Genomic DNA, 25268 nt, shown 5'->3' with positions numbered 1-25268 from the left:
TGTTGCGCGTGTTCATCGTCGGGCTCAGATTCTCGCGAGCGCCGCCAGTTCGCCCGCGATGCGCCCGAGCGGCAGGATCGCGCGCGCCGCGCCGAGTGTCGCGGCCGCCTTCGGCATGCCGTACACGGCGCTCGTCGCCTCGTCCTGCGCGATCGTATGGTAGCCCTTCATCCGCAGCGCCTTCAGGCCGATCGCACCGTCGCGTCCCATTCCCGTCAGCAGCACGCCGATCACGCGGCCGGCCCAGTGCTCGGTCAGGCTGTTGAAGAACACGTCGACCGACGGGCGATACGGCGTGGCGGCCGGTTCGCGCGTGTATTCGAGCGTGCCGGCGCGCGTGATGCGCAGGTGGTCGTCGGTCGCGGCGAGCAGCGCGACGCCCGGCTGCGGGCGGTCGCCTTCGCGCGCGACGCGCACGGCGAGCGGCGTCTGGCCGTCGAGCCATTGCGCCATGCCTTCGGCGAACGCGCGGTCGACGTGCTGGACGATCACGATCGGTGCGTTGAAATCGGCCGGTAGCGCGCCGAGGATCGACGCGAGCGCGCCGGGGCCGCCGGCCGATGCGCCGATCGCGACCAGCGGGCCGCCGTCGGCGCGTGAGGCCATGCCGGCGAGGCGCGTGCCGCCGGGAGCGTCGAGCAGGCGTCCGATCTGGTCGATCTTCGCGAGCAGCAGCCGGGTCGTGTCGCCGGCCGCGCCGTCGCCGAGCCGCGGCGTATCGACCGCGTCGAGCGCGCCGGCGCCCATCGCCTCGAACACGCGCCACGCATTCGCGCCGATACAGCTCGTCACGATCAGGATCGCGCACGGTCGTTCGGATCGCATGATCCGCCGCGTCGCTTCGATCCCGTCGAATTTCGGCATGATCAGGTCCATCAGCACGACATCGGGCGGCTGCGTGGCGCACAGCTCGACGGCTTGCGCGCCGTCGGTCGCGACCCACAGCACGCGGTGCTCGGGCCGGCGCGCGATCGCGCGGCGCATCGCCTCGACGGCAAGCGGGAGGTCGTTGACGATGCCGATGTTCACAAGCGGAATTCTCCGGTCGGTGCGTAATGTTGGAGGTGGGCCGGGTTCATGGAAGGGGCTGCCTGTTCGAGGCCGCCGGGCAGCATCGGCGGCCGGACGGCGCGGCATTCTTTTCGGTTGGCGACGCCCGAATGCTGTCATGCGGCGCGGGCGGCGGCAATCGAAAAATTCGCGCATTGTGCCGTTTCAGTGCGTTTCCTCTATGACGACGCGTGTCGGGAGGCGGCCGCCGGCCGCCGAATGGCACGTGAAAGCCGGTCGCCGCTGGCGGGCGGACGGCACGCCATGCGATCATGACGCGCCAATCGAACTCTCCCGCCATCCGTCACGCGAAATCCGCCGAACCCCATGAACCAGACGCCTCGTTTTCAAATGACCGCGCGCGCCGTCGCGGTGTGGCTGTGCGTCGGGGCGGCGTCTGCATGGCGGCGCGGCACCGGCGGGGAGCCGGCCGCGAGGCGTTCGCGATGACCGCGCCCGACACGCTGCTTGTCAGCCGCGACCCGTACGCGCCGATCGTGATCGAGCACGACGGCCGGTTGCTGTACCGGATCTACATCGAGAGCGGGCACGCGTCGTTCTACCGCGACTTTCCGGTCGATCCGGACGCGGTGCGCGTGCTGCGCGACGACGCCGAGCGCTTTTACTTCCTGTTCGCGGCGCTTCACCCTCCGTACCAGCTGAGCGCAACGAACCTGTCCGACGCGGAGCGCGAACGCTACTTTCGCACGATCCTGTTTGCCGACCGCGACGAGGTCGAAGCCTTCATGACGGAACGCGACCGCGCCAGCAACGGCGCGGTCGCGAACCTGCTGAGGATCTTCACGCAGGCCGACTACCGGCAGCTGCGTGCGGGCCGATGGTTCGACACGGGCGCCGGTACAGCGGCCGCGTAGCGCCCGCGCCAGCCTGCCATCCGCTTCACCGGGCGCGGTCGCGCCGTCAATGACTGCGCGCGTACCCCTGGATCAGCGCACGCATCATGCCTTCGACCGTCGCGTCGAGCAGGTCGGCTTCCTGCTCGGACTCCTCGACGAGCGCGGCATACGCGGTCGCGAGCGTCACGCGATCGACTTCCTGGCGTTGCTCCATCAGCGTCACCATCCCGTCCTTCGCCAGATGAGCGGAGAACGCGCGGCTGCCGATGGTCTGGAATACGTCAATCATGGCGGCTCTCCCGTCCGTTGCCGATGCTTTCCAGTGTAGTCGGCGCACCGGGGCTTCGCCACGCGCGGCGGCCCGTCGCACGCCGCCCCCGGAGCGGGCACGCGCGTGCCGGGACCGGTGCGTCCGCGCCGGCCGTCCGTCCGTCGATTCCTCGGATGAAATACCGCCGACACATGGCCCGGGCACGGTGTTCGCACGTTTCAACGTTTACCCGGAGCAGTAAATTGTCGACTATTTATCGATAAAGTCTCGTGCTAGATTGCGCCGTCAGAGCCCGGTCCAAACCGGGCAGGCGGCGTATGCCAAGGCGCCGCGCGTCCGATACAAGGAGGAGCAATGCTGGTGCTGATTGGGGTGCCGATCGTCGTGATCGGTTTTGCGCTGCGCTTCAATGCGCTGCTGGTGGTCACGATCGCGGGGCTCGCGACGGGGCTGGCGGGCGGGCTGAATCTCGTCGACATCGTCAGCGCGTTCGGCAAGGCGTTCACCGAAAACCGCTACATGGGGCTCATCTGGCTGACGCTGCCGGTGATCGCGCTGCTCGAGCGCAACGGGCTCAAGGAGCAGGCGAAGCACATGATCTCGCGCGTGCAGGCGGCCACCACGGGCCGCGTGCTGATGCTGTACTTCGTGCTGCGCCAGACAACGGCCGCACTCGGCCTCACGTCGCTCGGCGGCCATGCGCAGATGGTGCGGCCGCTGATCGCGCCGATGGCCGAGGCCGCCGCGGTCAACCGCCACGGCGAGCTGCCCGAATCGGTGCGCCAGCAGATCCGCGCGCATGCGTCGGGTGTCGACAACGTCGCCGTGTTCTTCGGCGAGGACATCTTCATCGCGATCCAGTCGATCCTGTTGATCAAGGGCTTTCTCGAACAGAACGGAATCTCCATCGAGCCGCTGCACCTGTCGGTGTGGGCGATCCCGACCGCGATCGCCGCGCTCCTGATCCACTGCACGCGCCTCGCGCTGCTCGACCGCCGGCTGGCGCGCGGCTTCGGCCTGGTGGCGCAGGAGGGCGCGCGATGATCGGCCTCGAAGCGCTGTACACGCTCGCGGGGCTGATGTTCGGCGCGTTCGCGTTCTTCAACCTGACGGATCGCACGAACCCGCGCCGCATCGTCAATTTCGCGTTCTGGGCGATCTACGCGGTCACGTTCCTGTTCGGCGCGTGGCTGCCGCATTTCGTGACGGGCTGCCTCGCGATCGCGCTCGCGGTGATCGCCGGCTCGGGCAAGCTCGGGCGCGGCCAGTCCGATGAAGCCGGGGAGGCCGCGGCCGCGCGGCGCGAGACGCTCGCGCAGCGTTTCGGCAACAGGCTGTTCGTGCCCGCGCTGCTGATCCCGGTCGTCACGCTGATCGGCACGTTCGCGCTGAAGCGGGTGCCGTTCGTCGACCAAAAGAGCGTGACGCTGATCTCGCTCGTGCTCGGCACGCTCGTCGCGTTCGCCGTCGCGCTCGCGATGCTGCGCGATTCGCCCGTGCATGCCGTGAAGGAGGCGCGCCACACGATGGATGCGGTCGGCTGGGCCGCGATCCTGCCGCAGATGCTCGCGGCGCTCGGCGCGCTGTTCGCGGTCGCGGGCGTCGGCGGGGTGGTGTCGGGGCTCGTGAAGGAGTGGGTGCCGATCGATTCGCCGTTCGCGGTGGTCGCGGCCTACACGGTCGGCATGGCGCTGTTCACGATGATCATGGGCAACGGCTTTGCCGCGTTCCCCGTGATGACGGCCGGCATCGGCCTGCCGCTGATCGTCCACCAGTTCCACGGCAACCCGGCGATCGTCGGCGCGATCGGGATGCTGAGCGGCTTCTGCGGTACGCTGATGACGCCGATGGCCGCGAACTTCAACATCGTGCCGGCCGCGCTGCTCGAACTGAAGGACAAGAACGGCGTGATCAAGGTGCAGTGGCCGACAGCCGTGCTGCTGCTCGCCGTGAACACGCTGCTGATGTACGCGTTCGCATTCCGCTTCTGACTCGATGGACGAGATCCTCATGACCGACCGACTGACCCCCGAACTCGCGTCGAAATTCGCGTCGCTCGCGCTCGCGCACCTGACCCGCGAATATCCGAACAAGCTCACACATTCGCTCGCCGGCCCGCAGGACGTGCAGGGGCCGCGCGCACTTCACCCGATCTTCTACGGCAGCTACGACTGGCACTCGTGCGTGCACGGCTACTGGCTCGTGCTGCGCGTGCTCGAACGCTACCCGGCATTGCCGGAGGCCGAACGCATCGTCGCGATCGTCGATGCGCACTTCACCGATGCGAACGTCGCCGGCGAGCGGGCGTATCTCGCGCTGCCGCACAACGCCGGCTTCGAGCGTCCGTACGGCTGGGCGTGGCTGCTCGCGCTGTCGGCGCAGCTGGAGCGGCTCGCGCTGAAGGGGGCGCTGCCGCAGGCCGCCCGTTGGGCGAAGACGATGGCGCCGCTTACCGACCTGTTCGTGTCGCGCTTCGAGACCTTCCTGCCGAAAGCGACCTATCCGCTGCGTGTCGGCACGCACTTCAACACCGCGTTCGCGCTGGCGCTCACGCTCGATTTCGCGCGCGATACGCAGCGCGACGGGCTCGCGGCGCTGATCGTCGATACCGCGAAGCGCTGGCACCTGAACGATGTCGCGTGCCAGGCGTGGGAGCCGTCGGGCGACGAATTCCTGTCGCCCGCGCTGATGGAGGCGGAGCTGATGCGGCGCGTGCTGCCGGGCGCCGAATTCGACGGCTGGTTCGCGCGCTTCCTGCCCGATCTCGCGCGCGGCGAGCCGGCGGCGCTGTTCGAGCCGGCGACCGTCAGCGATCGTAGCGACGGGAAGATCGCGCACCTCGACGGGCTGAACCTGAGCCGCGCGTGGTGCCAGCGTGCGCTCGCCGGCTCGCTGCCGGAAGGCGATGCGCGGCGCGCGAAGCTGCTCGAGGCGGCCGACCGGCATCTTGCGAGCGCACTCGCACACGTGGCCGGCGACTACATGGGCGAGCACTGGCTCGCGACGTTCGCGCTGCTGGCGCTGGAGGCGTAGCGCGCGAAACCCCGCCGGCGGCAAGGTCTTCGGCGCGCGGCTATACTCGCCGCTCGGGTTGCGTCGTGCGATGCAGGTGCGCGAGGCGGCCATCCATCCGTTTGCCGCCTCGCCATGGACAAGCTCATTTCCTACGTCGCCGCGATCCACGGGCTCGCCGGCCCGGTGTCGATCGTGTCGCACACGACGTCGCACGACCGCTGGACCGACGACGACGTCGAGGTTACGCGCGACGAAACCGAATACCGCTTCGACAACGGTGCGATCGTGCGCCGCTCGGTCGAGCAGGATCGCGCGCCGTCGGACCTGCTGTGCGCGGAATGCTTTATCGACTACGACGTGCTCCGCCATCCCGATGCCCAATCGATCGGCCCGACGCGGATGACGTTCGACAACGCGTGTCGCGAGACTTTCTGGTTGCGTTATCACCTTGCGTGACTGCGTGACTGCGTGACTGCGTGACTGCGTGAACGCTTGAGCGTGTGATCGCACGTCGGCATGAACACACTCGACCGCGTCAACCCGGCGGCGCGCCCTCAGCCGCATGCAGCAGCGGCGCCAACCGCGCGGCCGCCTCCCGCATCTTCGGCACGTTCTCCAGCAGGTCGCTGAGCGTCGCGCGCGCGGTCGGCGCATGCACGGCGAGCGTCGCGAGCACGCGGCCGCTACGCATCCTTCACCGGCACCGCGACAGCCACCATCCCGCGCACGAATTCCTCGTCGCGATGGCGTTCATCCCTGACCCGCGCAAGCCGCTGTGGCTCGGTGTCGCTAGCCTGGGTGTGCCGGCCGTCGCCTACGGGCTCACGCGCCGCCGCCGCGAGCATCCGGACGACAGCGAACTGCCCGCCTATCCGCCGCGGTCATGCGCGGCAACGCATGACGCCGAAGGCCCGGCCCGCAAGCCGGGCCTTCGCGCATGCGGCTTCCGGCCCGATCCGATGGCCGGCCAGCGCAACTATCGGGCCGACCGATAGCACCGATCAGAGGATGCGACTTTATGTCGGCCGCGTGCCGGCATAGCATGGATGAACCGATTCACGGGTGCGCCCCGGCGGGCGCGCCCTCATCCACGAACGAGGACAGGCGATGGAACATCGGGCACGCGAGCGGGACGAGCAGGCCGAGATCAAGACGACGACGTGCTACATGTGCGCGTGCCGCTGCGGCATCCGCGTGCACCTGCGCGACGGCGAGGTGCGCTATATCGACGGCAATCCCGCGCATCCGCTGAACCAGGGCGTCATCTGCGCGAAAGGTTCGTCGGGAATCATGAAGCAGTATTCGCCCGCGCGGCTCACACAACCGCTGATGCGCAAGCCGGGCGCCGAGCGTGGCGACGCGCAGTTCGAGCCGGTGTCGTGGGAGGTTGCGTTCGACGTGCTCGAAAAGCGTCTCGCGCACCTGCGCGCCACCGACCCGAAGCGGTTCGCGCTGTTCACCGGGCGCGACCAGATGCAGGCGCTCACCGGCCTGTTCGCGAAACAGTTCGGTACGCCGAACTATGCGGCGCATGGCGGGTTCTGCTCGGCGAACATGGCGGCCGGGATGATCTACACGATCGGCGGCTCGTTCTGGGAATTCGGCGGGCCGGATCTCGACCACGCGAAGCTGTTCTTCATGATCGGCACGGCGGAAGACCATCATTCGAATCCGCTGAAGATCGCGCTCGGCAAGTTCAAGCGCGCGGGCGGCCGCTTCATCGCGATCAATCCGGTGCGCACCGGCTATGCGGCCATTGCCGACGAATGGATTCCGATTCGTCCCGGCACCGATGGCGCGCTGTTCATGGCGTTGATGCACGAGCTGATCGCGCGCGACGCGTTCGACCGCGAATTCGTGTCCCGCTTCACGAACGCGGCCGAGCTGGTCGACCAGCGCGACGGCGCCGACACGTTCGGGCTGTTCGTGCGTGACGCCGACGCGCCGGAGGTCAATGCGCTGTATCCGCAGAACCGGATGTGGTGGGACACGAAGACGAACCGCGCGGTGCTGCATCATGCGGAAGGCGCGGAGCCCGCGCTCGACGGCCGCTATACGCTCGACGACGGCACGCCCGTCGCGCCGTCGTTCACGCTGCTGCGCGAACAGGTGGCCGAATGCACGCCCGAATGGGCGGCCGACATCACCGGCATCGCGGCCGACACGATCCGCCGCCTGGCGCGCGAGATGGAGACGGTTGCGCGCGACCACGCGATCGAGCTGCCGGTGCGCTGGACCGACTCGTGGGGCAAGGCGCACGAATCGGTGAAGGGCGTGCCGATCGCGTTCCATGCGATGCGCGGGCTCGCCGCGCATTCGAACGGTTTCCAGACGATCCGCGCGCTCGCCGTGCTGATGTCGCTGCTCGGCACGATCGACCGGCCGGGCGGCTTCCGGCACAAGGCGCCGTATCCGCGCGCGGTGCCGCCGTCGGCGAAACCGCCGAACGACCCGGCGCAGATCCAGCCGAACACGCCGCTCGCCACCGGCCCGCTCGGCTGGCCCGCGGGCCCCGAGGACCTGTTCGTCCATCCGGACGGCACGCCCGCGCGGCTCGACAAGGCGTTCTCGTGGGAATACCCGCTCGCGGTGCACGGGCTCATGCATTCGGTGATCACCAATGCATGGCGCGGCGATCCCTATCCGATCGACACGCTGCTGATCTTCATGGCCAACATGGCGTGGAATTCGTCGATGAATACGACCGAAGTGCGCAAGATGCTGGTCGACAAGCGCGACGACGGCGAATACCGGATCCCGTTCCTCGTCGTGTGCGATGCGTTCGCGTCGGAGATGACGGCATTCGCCGACCTGATCCTGCCCGACACGACCTACCTCGAACGGCATGACGTGATGTCGGTGCTCGACCGTCCGATCTCCGAATTCGACGGGCCGGTCGACTCGGTGCGTGTGCCGGTGGTGCCGCCGGCCGGCGAATGCAAGCCGTTCCAGGAAGTGCTGATCGAGCTGGCGAGCCGACTGAAGTTTCCGGCGTTCACGACGGCCGACGGGCAGCGCAAATACCGCGACTATCCGGATTTCGTCATTAACTTCCAGACGGCGCCCGACTCGGGCACCGGCTTCCTGATCGGTTGGCGCGGCAAGGACGGCGACAAGGCCGTCGTCGGCGAGCCGAACCCCGACCAGTGGAAGCGCTATGCCGAGAACAACTGCGTGTACCACCACCGGCTGCCGGAGCCGCTGCAGTACATGCGCAACTGCAATGGGCCGTACATGCAGTGGGCGGTCGACAACGGGATGCGCAAGTTCGGCGTGCCGATCGTGATCCAGCTCTACTCGGACGTGATGCAGAAATTCCGGCTCGCCGCGCAGGGCCGCACGTCGGGCCGCCAGCCGCCCGACCACCTGCGCGAGCGCATCGCGCGCTATTTCGATCCGCTGCCGTTCTGGCATCGCTCGCTCGAAAGCGGGCTGACCGATGCGGGCCGCTATCCGCTCGCGGCGATCACGCAGCGGCCGATGGCGATGTACCACTCGTGGGATTCGCAGAACGCGTGGCTGCGGCAGATCCACGGCGAGAACCACCTGTTCGTGAATCCGGTGACCGCCGCCGCGCAGCAGATCGGCGACGGCGCGTGGATCTACGTCGAATCGCCGTGGGGCAAGGTGCGTTGCCGCGCGCGCTACAGCGAGGCGGTCGAGCCTGGCACCGTGTGGACCTGGAACGCGATCGGCAAGGCGGCCGGCGCGTGGAACCTCGGGCCGCAGGCGGGCGAGTCGCAGCGCGGCTTCCTGTTGAACCACGTGATCACCGACGAGCTGCCGGATGCGGCACGCGGCGGCGCGCGGATGTCGAACTCCGATCCGATAACGGGGCAGGCCGGCTGGTACGACGTGCAGGTGCGGATCTATCCGGCCGAAGCCGATGCGGCGACGACCTTGCCGCAGTTCGCGCCGATGCCGGCGCTGCCGGGCACGCCACGCGTGCTGCGGCGCGTGCAGGCGTATTTCGCGGGAACCGGCGCATTCGCCGCGCGGCTGCGGCGCGCGACGTCGGCCGGCCCGAAGCCTGAAGATCGCTGAGCGAAGGAGCACGACCATGACCCAGATGGCCCTCGTCATCGACCTGAACGTGTGCGTCGGCTGCCATGCCTGCGTGACCAGCTGCAAGGAATGGAACACGTCGGGCGAGGCCGGCAGTCTTGCCGACCTGCGCCCGTACGACGACGATCCGTCCGGCACGTTCTTCAACCGCGTGCAGACCTACGAAGCGGGCGTGTTCCCGATGACCGACACGATCCACTTCCCGAAATCGTGCCTGCACTGCGAGGATCCGCCGTGCGTGCCCGTCTGCCCGACCGGCGCGAGCTACAAGCGCAAGTCGGACGGGATCGTGCTGGTCGACTACGACAAGTGCATCGGCTGCAAGTACTGCGCGTGGGCGTGCCCGTACGGCGCACGCGAGCTCGACGAAGGCCGCAGGGAGATGACGAAGTGCACGCTGTGCGCGGACCGCATCGACAACCCGGCGCTGCCCGAACGCGACCGGAAGCCGGCCTGCGTGCTCGCGTGCCCGACGTCGGCGCGGCTGTTCGGCGACGTGCACGATCCGGAGTCCGATGTGTCGCGCGCGATCCGCGAACGCGGCGGCTATGCGCTGATGCCAGAATGGGGCACGCGGCCGTCGAACCATTACCTGCCGCGCGTGAAGACCGAAGCATCGTGCGGCTGCGGGAGTCGCGGCGGGTGCGGCAGCGCGTCGAACGGCCGCGACGAGGACGAGTCGTTCGAAGCCCGCGCGGCGCGCGGCGACCTCAATCTCGCGTCGCTCGCGACGCGGCGCTGAGCGCGAAGCCCTTCATTCATACGAAAAAAACGGAGTCCCCATGCGCCCAGCCTTTTCGGTCGTCTTTCTTACCACCCTGTGCGGCGCGGCACAGGGCCTGCTGCTGACGCTCGTGCTCGTCGAGGCGCTGACGCGCGCGGCGGGCGTCGAGATCGCGGCGTCGTTCTACGTGACGGGCGCCGCGCTGTCGGTCGCGCTCGGCGCACTCGGCTTGCTGGCGTCGTTCTTCCATCTCGGCCACCCCGAACGCGCGTGGCGGGCGATCGCGATGTGGCGCACGTCGTGGCTGTCGCGCGAATGCATCGCGCTGCCGGTGTTTCTCGCGTGCGCGTTCGCGTATGGCGCGGCGCACCGGTTCGGCTGGCCCGGCACGTTGCTGATCGGTGCGGCGGGCGCGCTCGCGAGCGTCGCGCTGTTCGTGTGCACGGCGATGATCTACGTGTGCCTGCGCTTCCTGCAGGAATGGGCGAGCCCGCTGACGCTCGTGAACTTCGTGCTGCTCGGCTGCGCGTCGGGCTGCACGCTGGCGACGGCGTGCGCCGCGTGGCTCGCGCCGACGCTGGTCGGCCGGCTCGCCGTGGCCGCGTGCGTGCTGACGTTCGCGGGCTGCGTTACACGGCTCGCGTCGCTCGCACGCAATGCGCGACTGCGGCCGAAGTCGACCGTGCAGAGCGCGACCGGGATCCGCAGCGAGAAGGTCGAACAGACGTCGCGCGGCTTCACGGCCAGCGCGTTCAATACGCGGGAGTTCTTTCACGGGCAGGGCAACGGCACGCTGCGCGCGGTGAAGGCCGGCTTCCTGGTCGGCGCATTCGCGGTGCCGTGCGTGCTGACCGGCGCGCTCGCGCTCGCGCCGACGTCGGTCGAGGCCGCCGTCGCGCTCGGCGCGGCATTCGTGATCCAGTATGCGGGGCTGGTCGCGGAGCGTTGGTTCTTCTTCGCGGATGCGCGCCATCCGCAGAACATCTACTACCAGCGCGCGTCATGACGTCGCGTGTGCGCGTCCACGCCGTTCGGGAACTCGTACGTTTCCGCGAGCGCGCGATCGTAATCGTCCCCGATGATCACGACGTCATGCTGCCGCGCGCAATCGAGCGGGGCGCGGCTGCGTTCGACCGGCATCGTCGCGGCGGCCGGGCACGGGTGGCGCGGCGTCACGTACACGCAGTCGCAGCGCGAGGGCGTATCGCCGGGCGAGCCGGGCGCGATCCCGTGGCCATTGACGCCGCCGCCGACGGCGGCGTTACTGATAGAAGTTGAGCGTGACCATCGCCGAACGGCCCGGCGCCCACGTCGCGTAGATCGGATACGCGCTCGCGTAATACTTCTTGTCGAACAGGTTTTGCACGTTGAGCTGCACGTCCATCGTCTTGTTCACGCGCCACGTTGCGGCCGCGTCGAAGCGCGCATAACCGGGCGTCCATTTCTTCGTCGTCGCGGATACCGACGCGTAGGTCTGGCTCATCACCGTCGCACCGGCGCCGAGCGTGAGCTTCGGCATCACGTCGTAGCTCGTCCACAGCGTGAAGTTGTGCTTCGGCACCATCACCATCGGCAGGCCCGATGCGCCCGGGCTGCCGGGGCCCGCGTCGGTCGTGATCGCGTTCAGGTACGAGTAGCCGCCGAAGATGTGCCACTTCGGCGTCAGGTTGCCCGCGAAGCCGAGTTCGACGCCGCGCACGCGCTGCTTGCCTGCGTTGATCGTGTGACCGAGGCCGTCGCTGACGCGCGCGTTGGTCTTCTCGGTCTGGAACAGCGCCGACGTCAGCGACAGCTGATCCTGCAGCACGTCCCACTTCGCGCCGATCTCGATGTTGCGCGAGCGCTCCGGTGCGAGATCCTGGTTCGTCGCGGTGATCTGGTCGGTGCCGCCGCCGAGGCCGCCGTTCGAGCCGGGCGGGTTCGACGACGTGCCGTACGACGCATACAGGCTCACGTTGCTCACCGGCTTGAACACGAGGCCGAACTGGTAGCTGAACAGGTTCGACGTGTTCCACAGGTCGGCCACGCCGGCCTGCTTGCCGGTCGTGTCGTAGCGGTCGAAGCGCAGCCCCGTGTTGAACTGCCAGCGCTCGGACAGCTTCACGGTATCGAAGAGGTACGCGGACACCGTGTCGGTGCGCGTGTTCGTCGTCGCGCCGGGGAAGCCCTTGTCGCCGTTCAGCACGATACTGCCGGTCCACGGCATGTTCGGGTTCCAGCCGCCGGCGAGCGGCGTGCAGTTGCCGGCCACCGAGCACGGGCCGCCCGAGCGGATGTTGTTGCCGGCCGAATCCGACACGAGGTAACCCTCGTAGCGCGCCTGTTCATGGCTGAACTCGACGCCGGCCGTCATCGTGTGCTTCATGCCGAACAGGCTCGCGCTGCCGGTCACCTCGGTCTGGTTCGAGAAGCCGTTGAGCGCGTACTTGCCGCTCTTCGCCTGCAGGCTCAGCATGGTCGGGTTCGACGCGAGGATCTGCGGGTTGGTCGCCACGTAATCGAGCGTCGAGCGGCCGAACATCGTCGTGTTCTTCAGCTTCCAGTCGTCGTTGATCTTGTGCTCGACGCGCACTTCGGCGGTGTCGGTCTGCCCGTAGCGGTAGTCGCGCGTGTTCAGCCCGAAGAACTGCCCGCGATCGGTCGGCACCGGCGTGCCGCCCGACGCGCGGAACGGCACGCTGAAGTCCGGCATGTCGTACGAGTTCATGTGGTAGTAGCTGACCGTGACGGTGGTCGGCGTATTCAATCCGAACACGATCGACGGCGCGACGCCCCAGCGCTTGTTGTACACGTCGTTGCGGCCGGCCTGGTTCGCGTCGTGACCCATCACGTTCAGGCGCACGGCGGTCGTGTCGTTGATCCGGTGGTTCGCGTCGACCGTCGCGCGCTTGTAGCCGTCGGTGCCGAAGCCGATGCTGCTGTTGATGAAGTCGTCGTTCTTCGGCGTCTTCGTGACGATGTCGATGCTGCCGCCCACCGAGCCGCGGCCCGCATAGACCGAGTCGGGACCCTTGATCACGCTGATCTGCTCGACCGCGAACGTTTCGCGGTTCTGCAGCCCCGAGTCGCGCATCCCGTCGACGAAGATCGAATTGCGCGATTCGAAGCCGCGGATCACCGGGCGATCTGCTGACGGGTTCGCGGCCGCATCGCCGCCGAGGAACGTGATGCCCGGCACCGAACGCAGCGCGTCGGCGAACGACGTGACGTTCTTTTCCTTGATCAGTTGCTCGGGGATCACCGTGACCGAGCGCGGCGTGTCGAGCAGCGGCGCGGTGAACTTGTACGACGGCGAACGCTTCACCTGCATGTCCGACGGCGCGCTCGACTGGACCGTGATCGTCGGCAGCGTCGCCTGCACGTCGGCGGACGGGGCAGGCCGGTCGGCGGAAGGTGCGGCAGCGGGGGCGGTTTCGGCGGAAGCGAGCAGCGGGGTCAGGAAAACGGAGCAGGTCAGCGCCGATACGAGGGCGCGAGGCCTCGTCTTGAACTGGGCGGGCATATCGGGAAGCAGCAGAAGATTCGGTGAGCGGGTGCGTCTTCTCGATGCCGGCCAGGCCGCGCGGGACATCGGAAAACGTCAATGCAAATGCGTATGATTCGCGTTTGCGGTCGCAATTGTACGGATTGGTACGAATTCTGTAAACGATTGAATGGTTCTTGTACTCATTCGGTCAGGCTTTCGTGGGGGCGCGATTGCCTTTGCGTCGCGTGCAACACCGCTTTCCATCGCCCGGCCGGCGCGCGGCGGCGACGACTCGCTACACTGCCGTACCGGTTGGACGGGCCCCGGCAAGCAGGCCCCGAGCATGGAGACAACACAAGATGGACACCCAACGCGCAGCAGTCGTCACCTACCGAGGCGATGCGATCGAGAACACGCACGTCGCCCATGTGGCGGTGGTTGATGCACGCGGCAGGCTGCTGGCCCGGTTCGGCGATCCGTTCCGGATGACGCTCGCCCGTTCGGCGGCCAAGCCGGCGCAGGCGCTGTCGGTGATCGAGACGGGCGCGCCCGACCGCTTCGGCTTCGACGATGCGGACATCGCGCTGATGTGCGCGTCGCACAGCAGCGAGGACCGGCACATCGAACGCACGCGCGCGATGCTCGCCAAGGTCGACTCGCACGAATCGGACTTGCGTTGCGGCGGCCATCCGCCGTTGTCGGATGCGGTGTACCGGTCGTGGATCAAGCGCGACTACACGCCGACCGGCGTATGCAGCAACTGTTCGGGCAAGCACGTGGGGATGCTGGCCGGCGCGCGGGCGATCGGCGCGGCGATCGCCGATTACCATCTGCCCGACCATCCGATGCAGGTGCGCGTGAAGCACGTGGTGGCCGAAGCGTGCGGGCTGCGCGATGACGAAGTGGGCTGGGCGATCGACGGGTGCAACCTGCCGACGCCGGCATTTTCGCTGGATCGGCTCGCGCGTCTGTACGCGTCGCTCGCCGACGGTGCGGATACGGTGGAGGCGGGCGGCGGCGAAATCAGCGAGCGCGTTCGCGCGCTGGCGCGGATTCATCGTGCGATGACCGCGTATCCGGAACTGGTTGCCGGCGACGGGCGCTATTGCACGGTGCTGATGAAGGCGTTCGACGGCCAGGTGGTCGGCAAGCTCGGCGCCGACGCCTGCTACGGAATCGGCGTGCGTGCGTCGGCGCGTACGCGGCAACTGGGCGCCGACGGTGCGCTCGGCATCTCGGTGAAGATCGAGGACGGCAATCTCGACGTGCTCTACATGGTCGTCAGCGAACTTCTCGAGCGGCTGCAGATCGGCACGGCCGAGCAGCGCGCGCAACTGGCGGGCTTCCATCGGCCCCGGATGCTCAACACGCAGGGCGTCGAGATCGGGCACGCCACGTTCCCGTTCGAGTTGCAGCCGGGCTGAACGGCGTGGCTGCGTTGTGACGCCGCCGGCCCGCGACCCGGGCCGCGCGAAGCGGCGCGAGCGTGACTACGCGCTCGCGCCGCGAATCTTCGTCAGTTCCAGCTCCGACAGCTCGCCGATATGCGCGAGGTGTTCCGCGAGAAAGTCCTTCAGCACGCGCAGCTTCGCCGAACTGCGCCGGTTCGCCAGATACGCGATGTAGATGTATTCGCCCGTCAGCCGGTTCTGCAGCCGGTAGCGCGGCAGCACGGCTTCGAGCCGGCCGCTCGCGAGCAGGTCGCGCACCAGCCAGATCTCGAATTCCGCGATGCCGAGCCCCGCGCAGGTCGCTTCGAGCAGCAGCTCCGAATGGTCGGTGACGAGGTTGCCGGCCGGCAGCACGCTGTGATGCGCGTCGCCGTTCACGAGCGCCCAGCGCGGATCGCCTTCCGGATGCACGTAGCGCAGGCAGTTGTGCTGCTTGAGGTCGTCCGGCGTGGACGGGCGCCCGCAGCGGTCGAGATAGCCGGGCGTCGCGCACAGGATGCTGTCGTTGCGCGACAGGCGGTGGACGACGAGGTTGTCCAGGTAGTTCTCGCCCTCGTGAATGTCGAGATCGAAGCCGCCGGCCACGAGGTCGTTGTGGTTGTCGGTGAGCCGCACGTCGAGCTGGATCGTCGGGTAGCGCGCGAGAAACGGCGCGACCAGCGGCGCGAGATGGCGGCGGCCGAACGCCACCGGCGCGGTGAGCTTCAGCGGGCCGCTCGGCTGCGCATTCAGCTCGGCGACGACGCGCAATGTGTCGTCGAGATCGGCGATCAGCGTGACGGCGCGCTCCAGGTAGATATGGCCGGCTTCGGTGAGCGTCACGCTGTGCGTCGAGCGGTGCAGCAGCGCGACGCCGAGTGCCTCCTCGATCGCCGTGATCTTGCGCGCGACCGTGGACGTCGACACGTGCATCTCCTTCGCGACCGCCGAAAAACTCCCCGTTTCGACCACTCTGACGAACGCGCGCATCGCGCCCATGTGATCGATGCCGGTGTCTCTCGCGCCTCTTTTCATTCGATTCTCGCTGTTGCATCCCACGCAAAACTGCTTTCGATAATACAGAAGCGAGCTTGTTTTTGCAAAGGCATAGAATGCGAACCCGTCGCGTCGGGAAGCGGCGAACGACGAGCGGCACGAGACACCCAGGAGGGCACGATGGCAGAAACCGGCTTCCGCGTCGAAGCGGATCTTTTAGGTAAGCGAAGCATTCCGGACGAGGCCTACTACGGCGTCCATACGCTGCGCGCGAAGGAGAACTTCGATATTTCGGGCCGCACCATTGCGTCGCTGCCGTACTTCGTGATGGCGCTCGCCGCGGTGAAGGAGGCCGCGGCTGACGCGAACTGCGAGCTCGGACTGCTGCCGAAGCCGTACCGCGATGCGATCGCCGCCGCGTGCGTCGAGATCCGCGAAGGGCGCCTGCACGACCAGTTCGTCGTCGACATCATCCAGGGCGGCGCCGGCACGTCGACCAACATGAACGCGAACGAGGTGATCTGCAACCGCGCGCTCGAAATCATGGGGCACGCGCGAGGGCAGTACGAATACCTGCACCCGAACGAGCACGTCAATCTCGCGCAGAGCACCAACGATGTCTATCCGACCGCGATCCGGGTCGCGACCTGCTTCGCGGTCGAGCACCTGCTCGAAGCGATGGCGCGCCTGCGCGATGCGTTCGCGGAGCGCGCCGACGCGTTCGCCGGCTTGCTGAAGCTCGGCCGCACGCAGTTGCAGGACGCGGTGCCGATGACGCTCGGCCAGGAGTTCTCGACCTACGCGGTGATGATGACGGAAGACATCGCGCGCCTGCAGGAAGCCGGCTGGCTGATTCGCGAGATCAACCTCGGCGCGACCGCGATCGGTACGGGGATCACCGCGCATCCGCAGTATGCGGAGAAGGCGCTCGCGGCGCTGCGGCGCATTACCGGGCTCGACCTGAGCACCGCGCCGAACCTGATCGAAGCGACCCAGGATTGCGGCGCGTTCGTGCAGGTGTCGGGGGTGCTCAAGCGGATCGCCGTGAAGCTGTCGAAGATCTGCAACGACCTGCGGCTGCTGTCGAGCGGCCCGCGCGCGGGGTTCGGCGAGATCAACCTGCCGCCCGTGCAGGCCGGCTCGTCGATCATGCCCGGCAAGGTGAATCCGGTGATCCCGGAAGTCGTCAACCAGGTTGCGTTCGAGGTGTTCGGCAACGACCTGACCGTGACTTTTGCCGCCGAGGCCGGACAGCTTCAGCTCAACGCGTTCGAGCCGGTGATCGCCAGCGCGCTGTTCCGCAGCTTCAGCCATCTGACCGCCGCCTGCACGACGCTCGCGCAGCGGTGCGTGAGCGGGATCACCGCGAATCCCGAGCGGTTGCGCGAAACGATGGAGCGCTCGGTCGCGCTCGCGACCGCGCTGAACCCGTATATCGGCTACAAGCGCGCGACCGCCGTGGCGGCCGAAGCGCATGCGACCGGCAAGTCGATTCGCGAGATCGTGCTGGAGCGCGAGTGGATGACCGATGCGCAGGTCGACGAAGCGCTGCAGCCCGAAGCACTGATCCGGCCGCGCGTGCTTTGACGCCGGCTGCGCGGCGCCGGCACATGCCGCCGGCGGCCCGCGCGCGACAGATCCAGAAGCGCTCCCGGCGCGGGGCGCGACACATCAAGAAACACACATCAAGAAACTACGGAGACTCACGATGAACCACAGCAGCGAGCGCCCGGCCGATCCGGCCGGCGGCGCGGATTCCCGCCATGCGGACCCCGATGCGATGTTCGCGTCGCACGAAGCCGGCTATGCGAAGCAGTTGAAGCCGCGGCACGTGCAGATGATCGCGATGGGCGGCGCGATCGGCACCGGCCTCTTTCTCGGCGCGGGCGGGCGCCTGCAGCACGCGGGGCCCGCGCTCGCGCTCGTGTATCTCGTCTGCGGCGTGTTCGCGTTCCTGATCATGCGCGCGCTCGGCGAGCTCGTGATGCACCGGCCGACCAGCGGCAGCTTCGTATCGTACGCACGGGAGTTCATGGGCGAACGCGCATCGTTCGTCGCGGGCTGGATGTACTACCTGAACTGGGCAATGACCGGCATCGTCGACATCACCGCGGTCGCGATCTACATGAAGTACTGGGCCGTGTTCACGGACGTGCCGCAGTGGGTGTTCGCGCTCGGCGCGCTCGGGATCGTGTCGTTGATGAACATGATCGGCGTGAAGGTGTTCGGCGAGATGGAATTCTGGTTCTCGCTCGTCAAGGTGGGCACGCTCGCGGTGTTCCTCGCGGTCGGCGCCGTGTTTCTCGCGAGCGGCCATCCCGTCGCCGGCCAGATGCCGGGGTTTCACCTGGTCGCGGATCACGGCGGGATCTTTCCGCACGGCATCCTGCCGGCCGTGCTGATCGTGCAGGGCGTCGTGTTCGCTTACGCGAGCATCGAGCTCGTCGGGGTCGCGGCGGGCGAGACCGCCGATGCGCGCAAGGTCTTGCCGAAAGCCATCAACAGCGTGATGTGGCGCATTGCGCTGTTCTACGTCGGCTCGGTCGTGCTGTTGACGATGCTGCTGCCGTGGACGGCGTACAGCGCGCACGAAAGCCCGTTCGTGACGTTCTTCAGCAAGCTCGGCGTGCCGTACGTCGGCACCGTGATGAACGTCGTGGTGCTGACCGCCGCGCTGTCGAGCCTGAACTCCGGCCTCTATTCGACCGGGCGCGTGCTGCGCTCGCTCGCGATGGGCGGATCGGCGCCGCGCTTCGTGTCGCGGATGAACGCGCGCGGCGTGCCGTATGGCGGGATCCTGATCACGGTCGCGATCAACGCGATCGGCGTGCCGCTGAACTACATCGTGCCGGCCCAGGCGTTCGAGATCGTGCTGAACATGGCGTCGCTCGGGATCATCACGACGTGGGGCTTCATCGTCATGTGCCAGATTCTGTACCGCCGCGCGGTCGATCGCGGCGAGCTGAAGGCCGTGTCGTTCCGGATGCCCGGCGCGCCGTTCACGTCGTGGCTCACGCTGGCCTTCCTCGTCGGTGTGCTGGTGCTGATGGCATTCGACTATCCGGGCGGCACATGGACCGTCGCGACGATTCCGGTCGTCGTGCTCGCGCTGATGGTCGGCTGGAAGCTGGCGAAGCGCGGTACGGCGCGAGTGCAGGCGGCGGATGCGCGTGCGTCCGCGGCCGCGCGCGTCGTCGCCGATCCGGCGCAGGGCGCCTGAAAATGGTATGCGCCGGGGCGCTCCGGTCCGTTCGCGGCCGGTGCCCCGGCGCCTCGTGACAGTCAGTTCAACCCGGTGCGCTCGCCGACCCAGCGGGCGAAATCGCCGGCCATCTCCGCGGTCAGTTCGTGGCCGGCCGCGTACAGCCGCGTATCGTGCGCGACGCCGAGCGCCGTGAGTTTCGCGTCGGCGGTGTCGGCCCACGCGACGGGCAGCTTGTCGTCGGCGCGGCCGTGCACGATCAGCGCATGGAGCGGGCGAAGCGCATCGCGCGGTGCAATCAGCGGATCGATTTCGGGCAGGATGCGCCCGCACAACACCGCGAATGCGGTGACGTCCTGCGGCGACGTGAGGCCGACGCTCGCGCTCATGATGCCGCCCTGGCTGAAGCCGGCGATCACGGTCGGCAACGCGGCGCCCGCGTCACCGCCGGCGTGGAAGGCGCGCAGCAGCGTAATCAGCTTGATCCGGCTCGCGTTCGCGCGGGCCGCGTCGATTTCGGGGCCGCTCGGGCCGAAGCGCACCGGAAACCATGCGTGCTGGCCGGGCCCGAACGCGAGCGGGCCGCGCAGGAATGCGATCTCGATGCGCGGATCGATGACGTCGGCCAGGTTCAGCAGGTTGGTTTCGTTGCCGCCGACGCCATGCAGCAGCAACAGGCGGGCAGCGGGGCGGCCGGTGGCGGGGCGCAGCAGGTACTGGAGGCCAGACTCGGGATCGGTGGTCAGCGGCAGGACGTCGGTCATTGCGTGGGTCCGGAAAGGGAAGCGATGCGACAGTCTAGAGCGTGCGGGCGGCGACGTGAATCGCCGGCGTGCGATTGATTGTTTCCGCCCGGGAATGAATGCCATGGCGCAAGCCGGGCGCGCCATCGTCTACTGAACCACGGCCATGTCGTTGCACAAGATCCGGTGCCGTTTCGGTACCGGGAGCGTGCGACATCGTTGCGTCGGCTTCGTCGGTGCCGCACGGATGCCGACTTCCGCCTACGCGCATCCCTCTCTAACGACACGATCGATGTGAGTGACTGGCGTCGCGCCCGAATATCGATTCATCGAGGGCTGGCGAAAAAATGCGCCTTGACCAACCCGCATCGCTACGCCGAAAACCGCATCGCCGTTGCAGCGCGCGCCGCGCTGGGTCACGCACGCGCGTCAAGCGCTCCGCCCTGTCCCGCTAGGGAAAACCATAGTACTCGGGATGCCTCTCGCGAAAGCTCGAGTAAGCACGCAGTCAGCTTCGCTGTTCAGAATCGCCGCACACATTCAAGAGCAAACCAGGAGACAGGCGATGCATGATGGGTTGGTGAAAAAAATCGAAGCGCATCCGAAGTATGCGCTGCTCAAGCGGCGCCGCAACACGCTCGGTGTCTGTCTGACGGTGCTGATGCTGATCGTGTACTACGGCTACATCGCACTGATCGCATTCGACAAGTCGTTCCTCGCGCAGCCCGTGAGCAGCGGCGTGACGAGTGTCGGCATACCGGTCGGCATGGCGGTGATCGTATTCACCGTCGTCATCACCGGCATCTACGTGCGCCGCGCGAACAACGAATACGATCAACTGACGCAGGACATCCTGCAGGACGTCGCCCAATGAAGAAGACACTTTCGATGACGCTGGTCGCGCTGCTGGCCGCGGGCGCGTGCGGCGCGGCCGTCGCGGGCGGCGGCGATGTCGGGCAGACCGCCAGGCAGGCAACCAACACCACGGCCATCGTCCTGTTCGCGCTGTTCGTGGCAGGGACGTTGTGGATCACCAAGTGGGCGGCTTCGCGCACACGTTCCGCCGCGGATTTCTACACGGCCGGCGGCGGCATCACCGGGTTTCAGAACGGCCTGGCGATCTCGGGCGACTACATGTCGGCGGCATCCTTCCTCGGCATTTCCGCCGCGGTGATGACGTCGGGCTACGATGGCCTGATCTACTCGATCGGTTTTCTGGTCGGCTGGCCGGTCATCACGTTCCTGATGGCCGAGCGGCTGCGCAACCTCGGCAAGTTCACCTTCGCCGACGTCGCGGGCTACCGCTTCGAGCAGGGGCCGATCCGCAGTTTCGCCGCGGTCGGCACGCTGGTGGTGGTGGCGTTCTACCTGATCGCGCAGATGGTGGGCGCGGGGCAGCTCATCAAGCTGCTGTTCGGTCTCGACTACTGGGTGGCGGTCGTCATCGTCGGCGCGCTGATGATGGTCTACGTGCTGTTCGGCGGCATGACGGCCACCACATGGGTGCAGATCATCAAGGCGTGCATGTTGCTCGCGGGCGTGACCTTCATGGCGATCATGGTGCTCGCGCAGTACGGCTTCAGCCCGGAGGCGCTGTTCGCCCATGCCGTGGAAGTCAAGACCGCGATCGCCGCGAATGCGGGCAAATCGCCGGACGACGCGACCCGGATCGGGCTGTCGGTGATGTCGCCGGGCGGGTTCATCAAGGATCCGATCTCGGCCATCTCGTTCGGCATGGCGCTGATGTTCGGCACCGCCGGCCTGCCGCACATCCTGATGCGCTTCTTCACGGTGCCGGATGCGAAGGAAGCGCGTAAATCCGTGTTCTGGGCCACCACCTGGATCGGCTATTTCTATGTGCTGATCTTCATCATCGGTTTCGGTGCGATCACGCTGGTGCTGACCAATCCGGAACTGGCCGACGTGGCCAAGGGCGTGATTAAGGGCGGCGCGGGCACGGCCAACATGGCCGCGGTGCTGGTGGCCAAGACGGTGGGAGGCGACGTGTTCTACGGCTTCATCTCGGCCGTGGCCTTCGCGACGATTCTGGCGGTGGTGGCCGGGCTCACGCTGTCGGGCGCGTCCGCGGTGTCGCACGATCTCTATGCCACCGTTTTCAAGAACGGCAACGCGAACAGCGCCGACGAGTTGAAGGTGTCGCGCATCACGACGCTGGTGCTCGGCGTGATCGCCGTGCTGCTGGGCATCGCGTTCGAGAAGCAGAACGTCGCGTTCATGGTGTCGCTGGCGTTTGCCGTGGCGGCATCGGCCAATTTCCCGGTGCTGTTCCTGTCGATGATGTGGAAGGGCTGTACCACGCGCGGTGCGGTCATCGGCGGGTTCCTGGGGCTGGTCTCGTCGGTGGGGCTGACGATCGTGTCGCCGTCGGTGTGGGAAGCGACGCTCGGTTATCCGAAGGGTTCGGCGTGGTTCCCGTATACGTCGCCTGCCTTGTTCTCGATGACGATCGGCTTCGCGGGCGTGTGGCTGTTCTCGGTACTCGACACGAGCCTGCGCGCGAAGGCCGAGAAGGGTGCGTTCGCCGCGCAGCAGGTGCGCTCGGAAACGGGGCTGGGGGCGACGCGCGCCAGCAGCCACTGACCGGTAGCCGGTCACGCCCGCCCCGGAGGGCGACGATGCGATGCGCGTGATCGTCGCTCGTCGGCCCCGGGGCGGGCGGCATCGTTTTCATCGGTTCGCCGCATCGCTCGCCGACAATGAAAAATCGCGAATTCGACTGGATTCGCCGATAATTCGCAAACGTTTTGCGAAAGCCATATTGCGGCCAATCCGCGGGTTAACTAAATAAAAAAATATCTGTATCCCGGATTTTCCGGCCGCGCCGTGATGCCACTGAAAGCCTTGAGGTAGATGGTTAACGGCAGATTTCACCAATACTTTAGGGTTCTTTCGCCACAATTATTCATTTCATTTTTATCAATGAACGATTGATTTTCGGTCATCGGAGCGTCATACACCATCCCCGATAATTCGGCGCTCACATTCTTTCAATAGACCAAACGCCGATCGAAGCCGGATCGCTGCGGGGAGCTGTACTCATGACCATCCGTCATCGCATTACGCTGCTAGTCGTCCTGACGTTCTTCGCGCTGTCCGCGATCGGCATCTATGCCGTGTACCAGACGCGCAAGAGCGCGGCCGAGGTACGCCAGGTCACCCAGGGAATCGTGCCGAGCGCGCTCGCGTCCGCCGACCTCGTCGCCGATGTGAAGAACATCCAGATCGCGACGATGACGCTCGTCTACGCGCCCGACGCGAACACCGCCGCGCAGGCGCGCGACGAGCTGAAGGCGAAGCAGGGCGCGCTGCGCGCCGCGCTCGACGTGCAGGCGAAGTCGGCGGTCGGCCACGCGCAGGTCGGGCTCGTCTCGCAGGCGAAGGACAGCGCCGCGAACTATTTCGCGGCGATCGACGACACCGTGAAGATGAAGGCCGACGGCAAGCCCGAGATGGCGCAGGCTTACCTGTTCGCGAACGTCGCGCAGTATCGCGACGAACTCGAAAGCATCGTCGACACGCTGCGCGTCGAGAAGAACCGACAGAAGGACGACGCGATCAGCGCGCTGAACGGGATGCTCGCGACGACGGCGACCGCGATCGGGGGCGTCGCCGGCACGGTGGTCGTGCTGCTGACCGCGCTCGGCCTGCTGCTGTATCGGCAGATCACGCGCCCGCTGATCGGGATGCAGACGGCGATGAGCGAGATCGCGACGAGCCAGGATTTCACGCGCCGCGTGCCGGTGGGCCGGATGGATGAAATCGGCCACTCGATCGTCGCGTTCAACGGGATGATCGAGAAGATCCAGGAGAACTCGGCGCAGCTCAAGCAGAAGACGGCCGACATCCAGGCGATGCTGCAGAACATGCAGCAGGGGATCCTGACCGTCGTCGAAGGCGGCGTCGTGCATGCGGAGTATTCGGCGTACCTCGAAACCATCTTCGAGACGGGCGACATCGCCGGCCGCGACCTGATGGCGCTCGTGTTCGACGACTCGAACATCGGTTCCGACGCACGCTCGCAGGTCGACGCGGCCGTGCACGCGTGCCTCGGCGAAGACAGCATGAACTTCGCGTTCAACGAGCACCTGCTGGTGAACGAAGTCGCGAAGCGGATGCCGGACGGCCGCGAGAAGTGGCTCGACCTGAGCTGGTCGGCGATCACCGACGAGACCGACACGGTCGTGCGCCTGATGCTGTGCGTGCGCGACGTGACCGAGATCCGCGAGCTGACCGCGCAGGCCGGCGAGCAGCAGCGCCGCCTCGAGATGATCGGCGAGATCCTGTCGATCAGCCAGGACAAGTTCCACGACTTCGTGCACAGCGCGAAGGGCTTCCTCAGCGAGAACGAGCGGATGATCCGCCAGCACGAGCGCGCCGATCACTCGATCGTCGCGGCGCTGTTCCGCAACATGCACACGATCAAGGGCAATGCGCGCACGTACAGCCTCCAGCACCTGACGAACATCGTCCACGAAGCGGAGCAGGCGTACGACTCGCTGCGCCGCGCGGACGGCGGCCCCGAGTGGAACCGCGATGCGCTGATGGACGACCTGGCGCGCGTGCGCGAGGCAGTCGAGCACTACGCGACGATCAACGCGGTCACGCTCGGCCGCAGCGGCGAACCGGTGCAGGGCGCCGACTTCCTGATGGTCGAACGCGCGCACATCAGCGAGAGCCTGCGCGTGCTCGACGGCGCCGATCCGGCCAACGCGTCCGACTGGCACGCGGCCCGCGACGCCGTGCGCCGCATGCTGAGCCAGCTCGGCACGCAAGGCATCGGCGATGCGCTCGGCGGCGTGATCGAGTCGCTGCCTTCGCTCGCGGCCGAACTCGGCAAGCCGGCGCCCGTCGTGCATATCGACAGCCACGGCCACCGCGTGCGCAGCGAAATCGCCGCGACACTGAAGAACGTGTTCATGCACCTGCTGCGCAATTCGATGGACCACGGGATCGAATCGTCCGACGAGCGACGCGCGGCCGGCAAGGCGGCGTCCGGCACGATCGACATCGCGGTCGGCGTGGGCGGCGGCGAGCTGTGGTTCGTGCTGAGCGACGACGGTCGCGGCCTCGCGCTCGACCGGATTCGCGGCATCGCGCGCGAGCGCGGGTGGATCGATGCGAATGACGAAGCGGCGCTCACCGACGAAGCGGTGGCCGAGCTGATCTTCCGGCCGGGCTTCTCGACGGCGAGCACGGTGACGGAAGTGTCGGGGCGCGGCGTCGGCATGGACGCGGTGCGCAACTTCCTGAAGCGCGACGGCGGCGACATCGCGCTGCGCTTCACCGACGATCGCGTCGGCGCGCCGTATCGCGCGTTCGAGACGATCGTGTCGTTGCCGGCCCGCTTCGCGGCGGACGGCGCCGCTCAGGGCGTCGCACACGAGCGTGCGCGCCGCGCGGATATCGGCGCGGCGGAGTGACGACGTGA

At 67.4% G+C, this 25268-nt stretch carries 20 protein-coding genes and 2 pseudogenes; 15 read left to right on the top strand and 7 right to left on the bottom strand.

Annotation, left to right across the window (positions count from 1 at the left end):
- Positions 1-24 precede the first annotated feature (24 nt).
- A complete protein-coding gene (locus tag ACPTTC_RS27685) occupies positions 25-1029 on the bottom strand; it encodes a chemotaxis response regulator protein-glutamate methylesterase (protein ID WP_423394762.1) in 1005 nt (334 codons plus the stop codon).
- Between the two features lie 467 nt (positions 1030-1496).
- Here ACPTTC_RS27685 and ACPTTC_RS27680 point away from each other — a divergent pair, with 467 nt between their 5' ends.
- Positions 1497-1925 (top strand): hypothetical protein, encoded by a 429-nt coding sequence (locus ACPTTC_RS27680; RefSeq protein ID WP_226194931.1) that lies wholly within the window; start codon positions 1497-1499, stop codon positions 1923-1925.
- 46 nt (positions 1926-1971) lie between these two features.
- Here the strand turns inward: ACPTTC_RS27680 and ACPTTC_RS27675 are convergent, their stop codons facing one another.
- Positions 1972-2196 carry a hypothetical protein gene (locus ACPTTC_RS27675; RefSeq protein WP_006750126.1) on the bottom strand — a complete coding sequence of 75 codons (225 nt, stop codon included), beginning with the start codon at positions 2194-2196 and terminating at the stop codon, positions 1972-1974.
- A gap of 336 nt (positions 2197-2532) precedes the next feature.
- Here ACPTTC_RS27675 and ACPTTC_RS27670 point away from each other — a divergent pair, with 336 nt between their 5' ends.
- The 4 genes from ACPTTC_RS27670 to ACPTTC_RS27655 all read left to right on the top strand — a co-directional run bounded on the left by ACPTTC_RS27670 (position 2533) and on the right by ACPTTC_RS27655 (position 5649).
- Entirely contained in the window at positions 2533-3222 is a 690-nt protein-coding gene (locus tag ACPTTC_RS27670) for a DUF969 domain-containing protein (protein WP_226194930.1), read from the top strand.
- The gene (locus tag ACPTTC_RS27665; protein WP_423394761.1) at positions 3219-4169 is read left to right on the top strand and encodes a DUF979 domain-containing protein; all 951 of its coding nucleotides are present in this window, start codon (positions 3219-3221) and stop codon (positions 4167-4169) included. Before ACPTTC_RS27670 ends, ACPTTC_RS27665 begins: the two co-directional genes overlap by 4 nt.
- A 19-nt stretch (positions 4170-4188) precedes the next feature.
- The gene (locus ACPTTC_RS27660; RefSeq protein ID WP_423394760.1) at positions 4189-5211 is read left to right on the top strand and encodes a DUF2891 domain-containing protein; all 1023 of its coding nucleotides are present in this window, start codon (positions 4189-4191) and stop codon (positions 5209-5211) included.
- A gap of 114 nt (positions 5212-5325) precedes the next feature.
- Positions 5326-5649: a hypothetical protein gene (locus ACPTTC_RS27655; protein ID WP_175950621.1), complete on the top strand. Its 324-nt coding sequence runs from the start codon at positions 5326-5328 to the stop codon at positions 5647-5649.
- Positions 5650-5728: 79 nt separating this feature from the next.
- Here the strand turns inward: ACPTTC_RS27655 and ACPTTC_RS27650 are convergent.
- Positions 5729-5933 (bottom strand): annotated as a pseudogene (locus tag ACPTTC_RS27650) (IclR family transcriptional regulator); the annotation flags it as partial.
- Between ACPTTC_RS27650 and ACPTTC_RS27645 the strand changes: the two are divergent.
- The 4 genes and pseudogenes from ACPTTC_RS27645 to ACPTTC_RS27630 all read left to right on the top strand — a co-directional run.
- Positions 5928-6074, top strand: a pseudogene (locus tag ACPTTC_RS27645) (GABA permease); the annotation flags it as partial. The pseudogenes ACPTTC_RS27650 and ACPTTC_RS27645 sit on opposite strands and share 6 nt — an antisense overlap.
- Positions 6075-6300: 226 nt before the next feature.
- Positions 6301-9237, top strand: coding sequence for a molybdopterin-dependent oxidoreductase (locus tag ACPTTC_RS27640; protein WP_423394759.1), 2937 nt, complete (start codon positions 6301-6303; stop codon positions 9235-9237).
- A 16-nt stretch (positions 9238-9253) separates the two neighbouring features.
- Positions 9254-10000 (top strand): 4Fe-4S dicluster domain-containing protein, encoded by a 747-nt coding sequence (locus ACPTTC_RS27635; protein ID WP_423394758.1) that lies wholly within the window; start codon positions 9254-9256, stop codon positions 9998-10000.
- 40 nt (positions 10001-10040) lie between these two features.
- A complete protein-coding gene (locus ACPTTC_RS27630) occupies positions 10041-10988 on the top strand; it encodes a dimethyl sulfoxide reductase anchor subunit family protein (protein WP_423394757.1) in 948 nt (315 codons plus the stop codon).
- On the opposite strand, the gene ACPTTC_RS27625 is transcribed toward ACPTTC_RS27630, so the two are convergent.
- Positions 10970-11158 carry a hypothetical protein gene (locus ACPTTC_RS27625; RefSeq protein WP_423394756.1) on the bottom strand — a complete coding sequence of 63 codons (189 nt, stop codon included), beginning with the start codon at positions 11156-11158 and terminating at the stop codon, positions 10970-10972. The genes ACPTTC_RS27630 and ACPTTC_RS27625 overlap by 19 nt on opposite strands.
- 85 nt (positions 11159-11243) lie before the next feature.
- On the bottom strand, positions 11244-13484 hold the full coding sequence (locus tag ACPTTC_RS27620; protein WP_423394755.1) for a TonB-dependent receptor: 2241 nt from the start codon (positions 13482-13484) through the stop codon (positions 11244-11246).
- Between the two features lie 323 nt (positions 13485-13807).
- Here ACPTTC_RS27620 and ACPTTC_RS27615 point away from each other — a divergent pair, with 323 nt between their 5' ends.
- On the top strand, positions 13808-14872 hold the full coding sequence (locus ACPTTC_RS27615; protein ID WP_226194924.1) for an asparaginase: 1065 nt from the start codon (positions 13808-13810) through the stop codon (positions 14870-14872).
- A 66-nt stretch (positions 14873-14938) separates the two neighbouring features.
- Here ACPTTC_RS27615 and ACPTTC_RS27610 read toward each other — a convergent pair whose 3' ends face one another.
- Positions 14939-15913 carry a LysR family transcriptional regulator gene (locus tag ACPTTC_RS27610; RefSeq protein WP_423394754.1) on the bottom strand — a complete coding sequence of 325 codons (975 nt, stop codon included), beginning with the start codon at positions 15911-15913 and terminating at the stop codon, positions 14939-14941.
- 141 nt (positions 15914-16054) lie between these two features.
- Here ACPTTC_RS27610 and ACPTTC_RS27605 point away from each other — a divergent pair, with 141 nt between their 5' ends.
- Both ACPTTC_RS27605 and ACPTTC_RS27600 read left to right on the top strand, forming a co-directional pair.
- Complete coding sequence (locus ACPTTC_RS27605) at positions 16055-17461, top strand: aspartate ammonia-lyase (RefSeq protein ID WP_423394753.1); 1407 nt, start codon at positions 16055-16057, stop codon at positions 17459-17461.
- A gap of 121 nt (positions 17462-17582) precedes the next feature.
- Positions 17583-19094, top strand: coding sequence for an amino acid permease (locus ACPTTC_RS27600; protein ID WP_423394752.1), 1512 nt, complete (start codon positions 17583-17585; stop codon positions 19092-19094).
- A 62-nt stretch (positions 19095-19156) separates the two neighbouring features.
- On the opposite strand, the gene ACPTTC_RS27595 is transcribed toward ACPTTC_RS27600, so the two are convergent.
- Complete coding sequence (locus ACPTTC_RS27595; RefSeq protein ID WP_423394751.1) at positions 19157-19840, bottom strand: alpha/beta hydrolase; 684 nt, start codon at positions 19838-19840, stop codon at positions 19157-19159.
- 544 nt (positions 19841-20384) lie between these two features.
- On the opposite strand from ACPTTC_RS27595, the gene ACPTTC_RS27590 reads away from it, so the two are divergent.
- The 3 genes from ACPTTC_RS27590 to ACPTTC_RS27580 all read left to right on the top strand — a co-directional run bounded on the left by ACPTTC_RS27590 (position 20385) and on the right by ACPTTC_RS27580 (position 25260).
- Complete coding sequence (locus tag ACPTTC_RS27590; RefSeq protein WP_226194919.1) at positions 20385-20693, top strand: DUF485 domain-containing protein; 309 nt, start codon at positions 20385-20387, stop codon at positions 20691-20693.
- Positions 20690-22420, top strand: a complete 1731-nt coding sequence (locus ACPTTC_RS27585) for a cation acetate symporter (RefSeq protein WP_423394750.1) — start codon at positions 20690-20692, stop codon at positions 22418-22420. Before ACPTTC_RS27590 ends, ACPTTC_RS27585 begins: the two co-directional genes overlap by 4 nt.
- 458 nt (positions 22421-22878) lie before the next feature.
- A complete protein-coding gene (locus ACPTTC_RS27580) occupies positions 22879-25260 on the top strand; it encodes an ATP-binding protein (protein WP_423394749.1) in 2382 nt (793 codons plus the stop codon).
- Positions 25261-25268 lie beyond the last annotated feature (8 nt).

The organism is Burkholderia mycopellens (genome assembly GCF_964265025.1).
Lineage (GTDB): Bacteria > Pseudomonadota > Gammaproteobacteria > Burkholderiales > Burkholderiaceae > Burkholderia.
Note: the sequence above shows the minus strand (reverse complement) of the source record. Positions and strands in the feature narration are given on the sequence as shown.

What these genes read in the sequence shown, in the direction of transcription:
- ACPTTC_RS27680 (WP_226194931.1), top strand. Translation starts at nt 1,497, where the DNA reads ATGACCGCGCCCGACACGCTGCTTGTCAGCCGCGACCCGTACGCGCCG.
- ACPTTC_RS27675 (WP_006750126.1), bottom strand. Translation starts at nt 2,196, where the DNA reads ATGATTGACGTATTCCAGACCATCGGCAGCCGCGCGTTCTCCGCTCAT.
- ACPTTC_RS27670 (WP_226194930.1), top strand. Translation starts at nt 2,533, where the DNA reads ATGCTGGTGCTGATTGGGGTGCCGATCGTCGTGATCGGTTTTGCGCTG.
- ACPTTC_RS27665 (WP_423394761.1), top strand. Translation starts at nt 3,219, where the DNA reads ATGATCGGCCTCGAAGCGCTGTACACGCTCGCGGGGCTGATGTTCGGC.
- ACPTTC_RS27660 (WP_423394760.1), top strand. Translation starts at nt 4,189, where the DNA reads ATGACCGACCGACTGACCCCCGAACTCGCGTCGAAATTCGCGTCGCTC.
- ACPTTC_RS27655 (WP_175950621.1), top strand. Translation starts at nt 5,326, where the DNA reads ATGGACAAGCTCATTTCCTACGTCGCCGCGATCCACGGGCTCGCCGGC.
- ACPTTC_RS27640 (WP_423394759.1), top strand. Translation starts at nt 6,301, where the DNA reads ATGGAACATCGGGCACGCGAGCGGGACGAGCAGGCCGAGATCAAGACG.
- ACPTTC_RS27635 (WP_423394758.1), top strand. Translation starts at nt 9,254, where the DNA reads ATGACCCAGATGGCCCTCGTCATCGACCTGAACGTGTGCGTCGGCTGC.
- ACPTTC_RS27630 (WP_423394757.1), top strand. Translation starts at nt 10,041, where the DNA reads ATGCGCCCAGCCTTTTCGGTCGTCTTTCTTACCACCCTGTGCGGCGCG.
- ACPTTC_RS27620 (WP_423394755.1), bottom strand. Translation starts at nt 13,484, where the DNA reads ATGCCCGCCCAGTTCAAGACGAGGCCTCGCGCCCTCGTATCGGCGCTG.
- ACPTTC_RS27615 (WP_226194924.1), top strand. Translation starts at nt 13,808, where the DNA reads ATGGACACCCAACGCGCAGCAGTCGTCACCTACCGAGGCGATGCGATC.
- ACPTTC_RS27610 (WP_423394754.1), bottom strand. Translation starts at nt 15,913, where the DNA reads ATGAAAAGAGGCGCGAGAGACACCGGCATCGATCACATGGGCGCGATG.
- ACPTTC_RS27605 (WP_423394753.1), top strand. Translation starts at nt 16,055, where the DNA reads ATGGCAGAAACCGGCTTCCGCGTCGAAGCGGATCTTTTAGGTAAGCGA.
- ACPTTC_RS27600 (WP_423394752.1), top strand. Translation starts at nt 17,583, where the DNA reads ATGAACCACAGCAGCGAGCGCCCGGCCGATCCGGCCGGCGGCGCGGAT.
- ACPTTC_RS27595 (WP_423394751.1), bottom strand. Translation starts at nt 19,840, where the DNA reads ATGACCGACGTCCTGCCGCTGACCACCGATCCCGAGTCTGGCCTCCAG.
- ACPTTC_RS27590 (WP_226194919.1), top strand. Translation starts at nt 20,385, where the DNA reads ATGCATGATGGGTTGGTGAAAAAAATCGAAGCGCATCCGAAGTATGCG.
- ACPTTC_RS27585 (WP_423394750.1), top strand. Translation starts at nt 20,690, where the DNA reads ATGAAGAAGACACTTTCGATGACGCTGGTCGCGCTGCTGGCCGCGGGC.
- ACPTTC_RS27580 (WP_423394749.1), top strand. Translation starts at nt 22,879, where the DNA reads ATGACCATCCGTCATCGCATTACGCTGCTAGTCGTCCTGACGTTCTTC.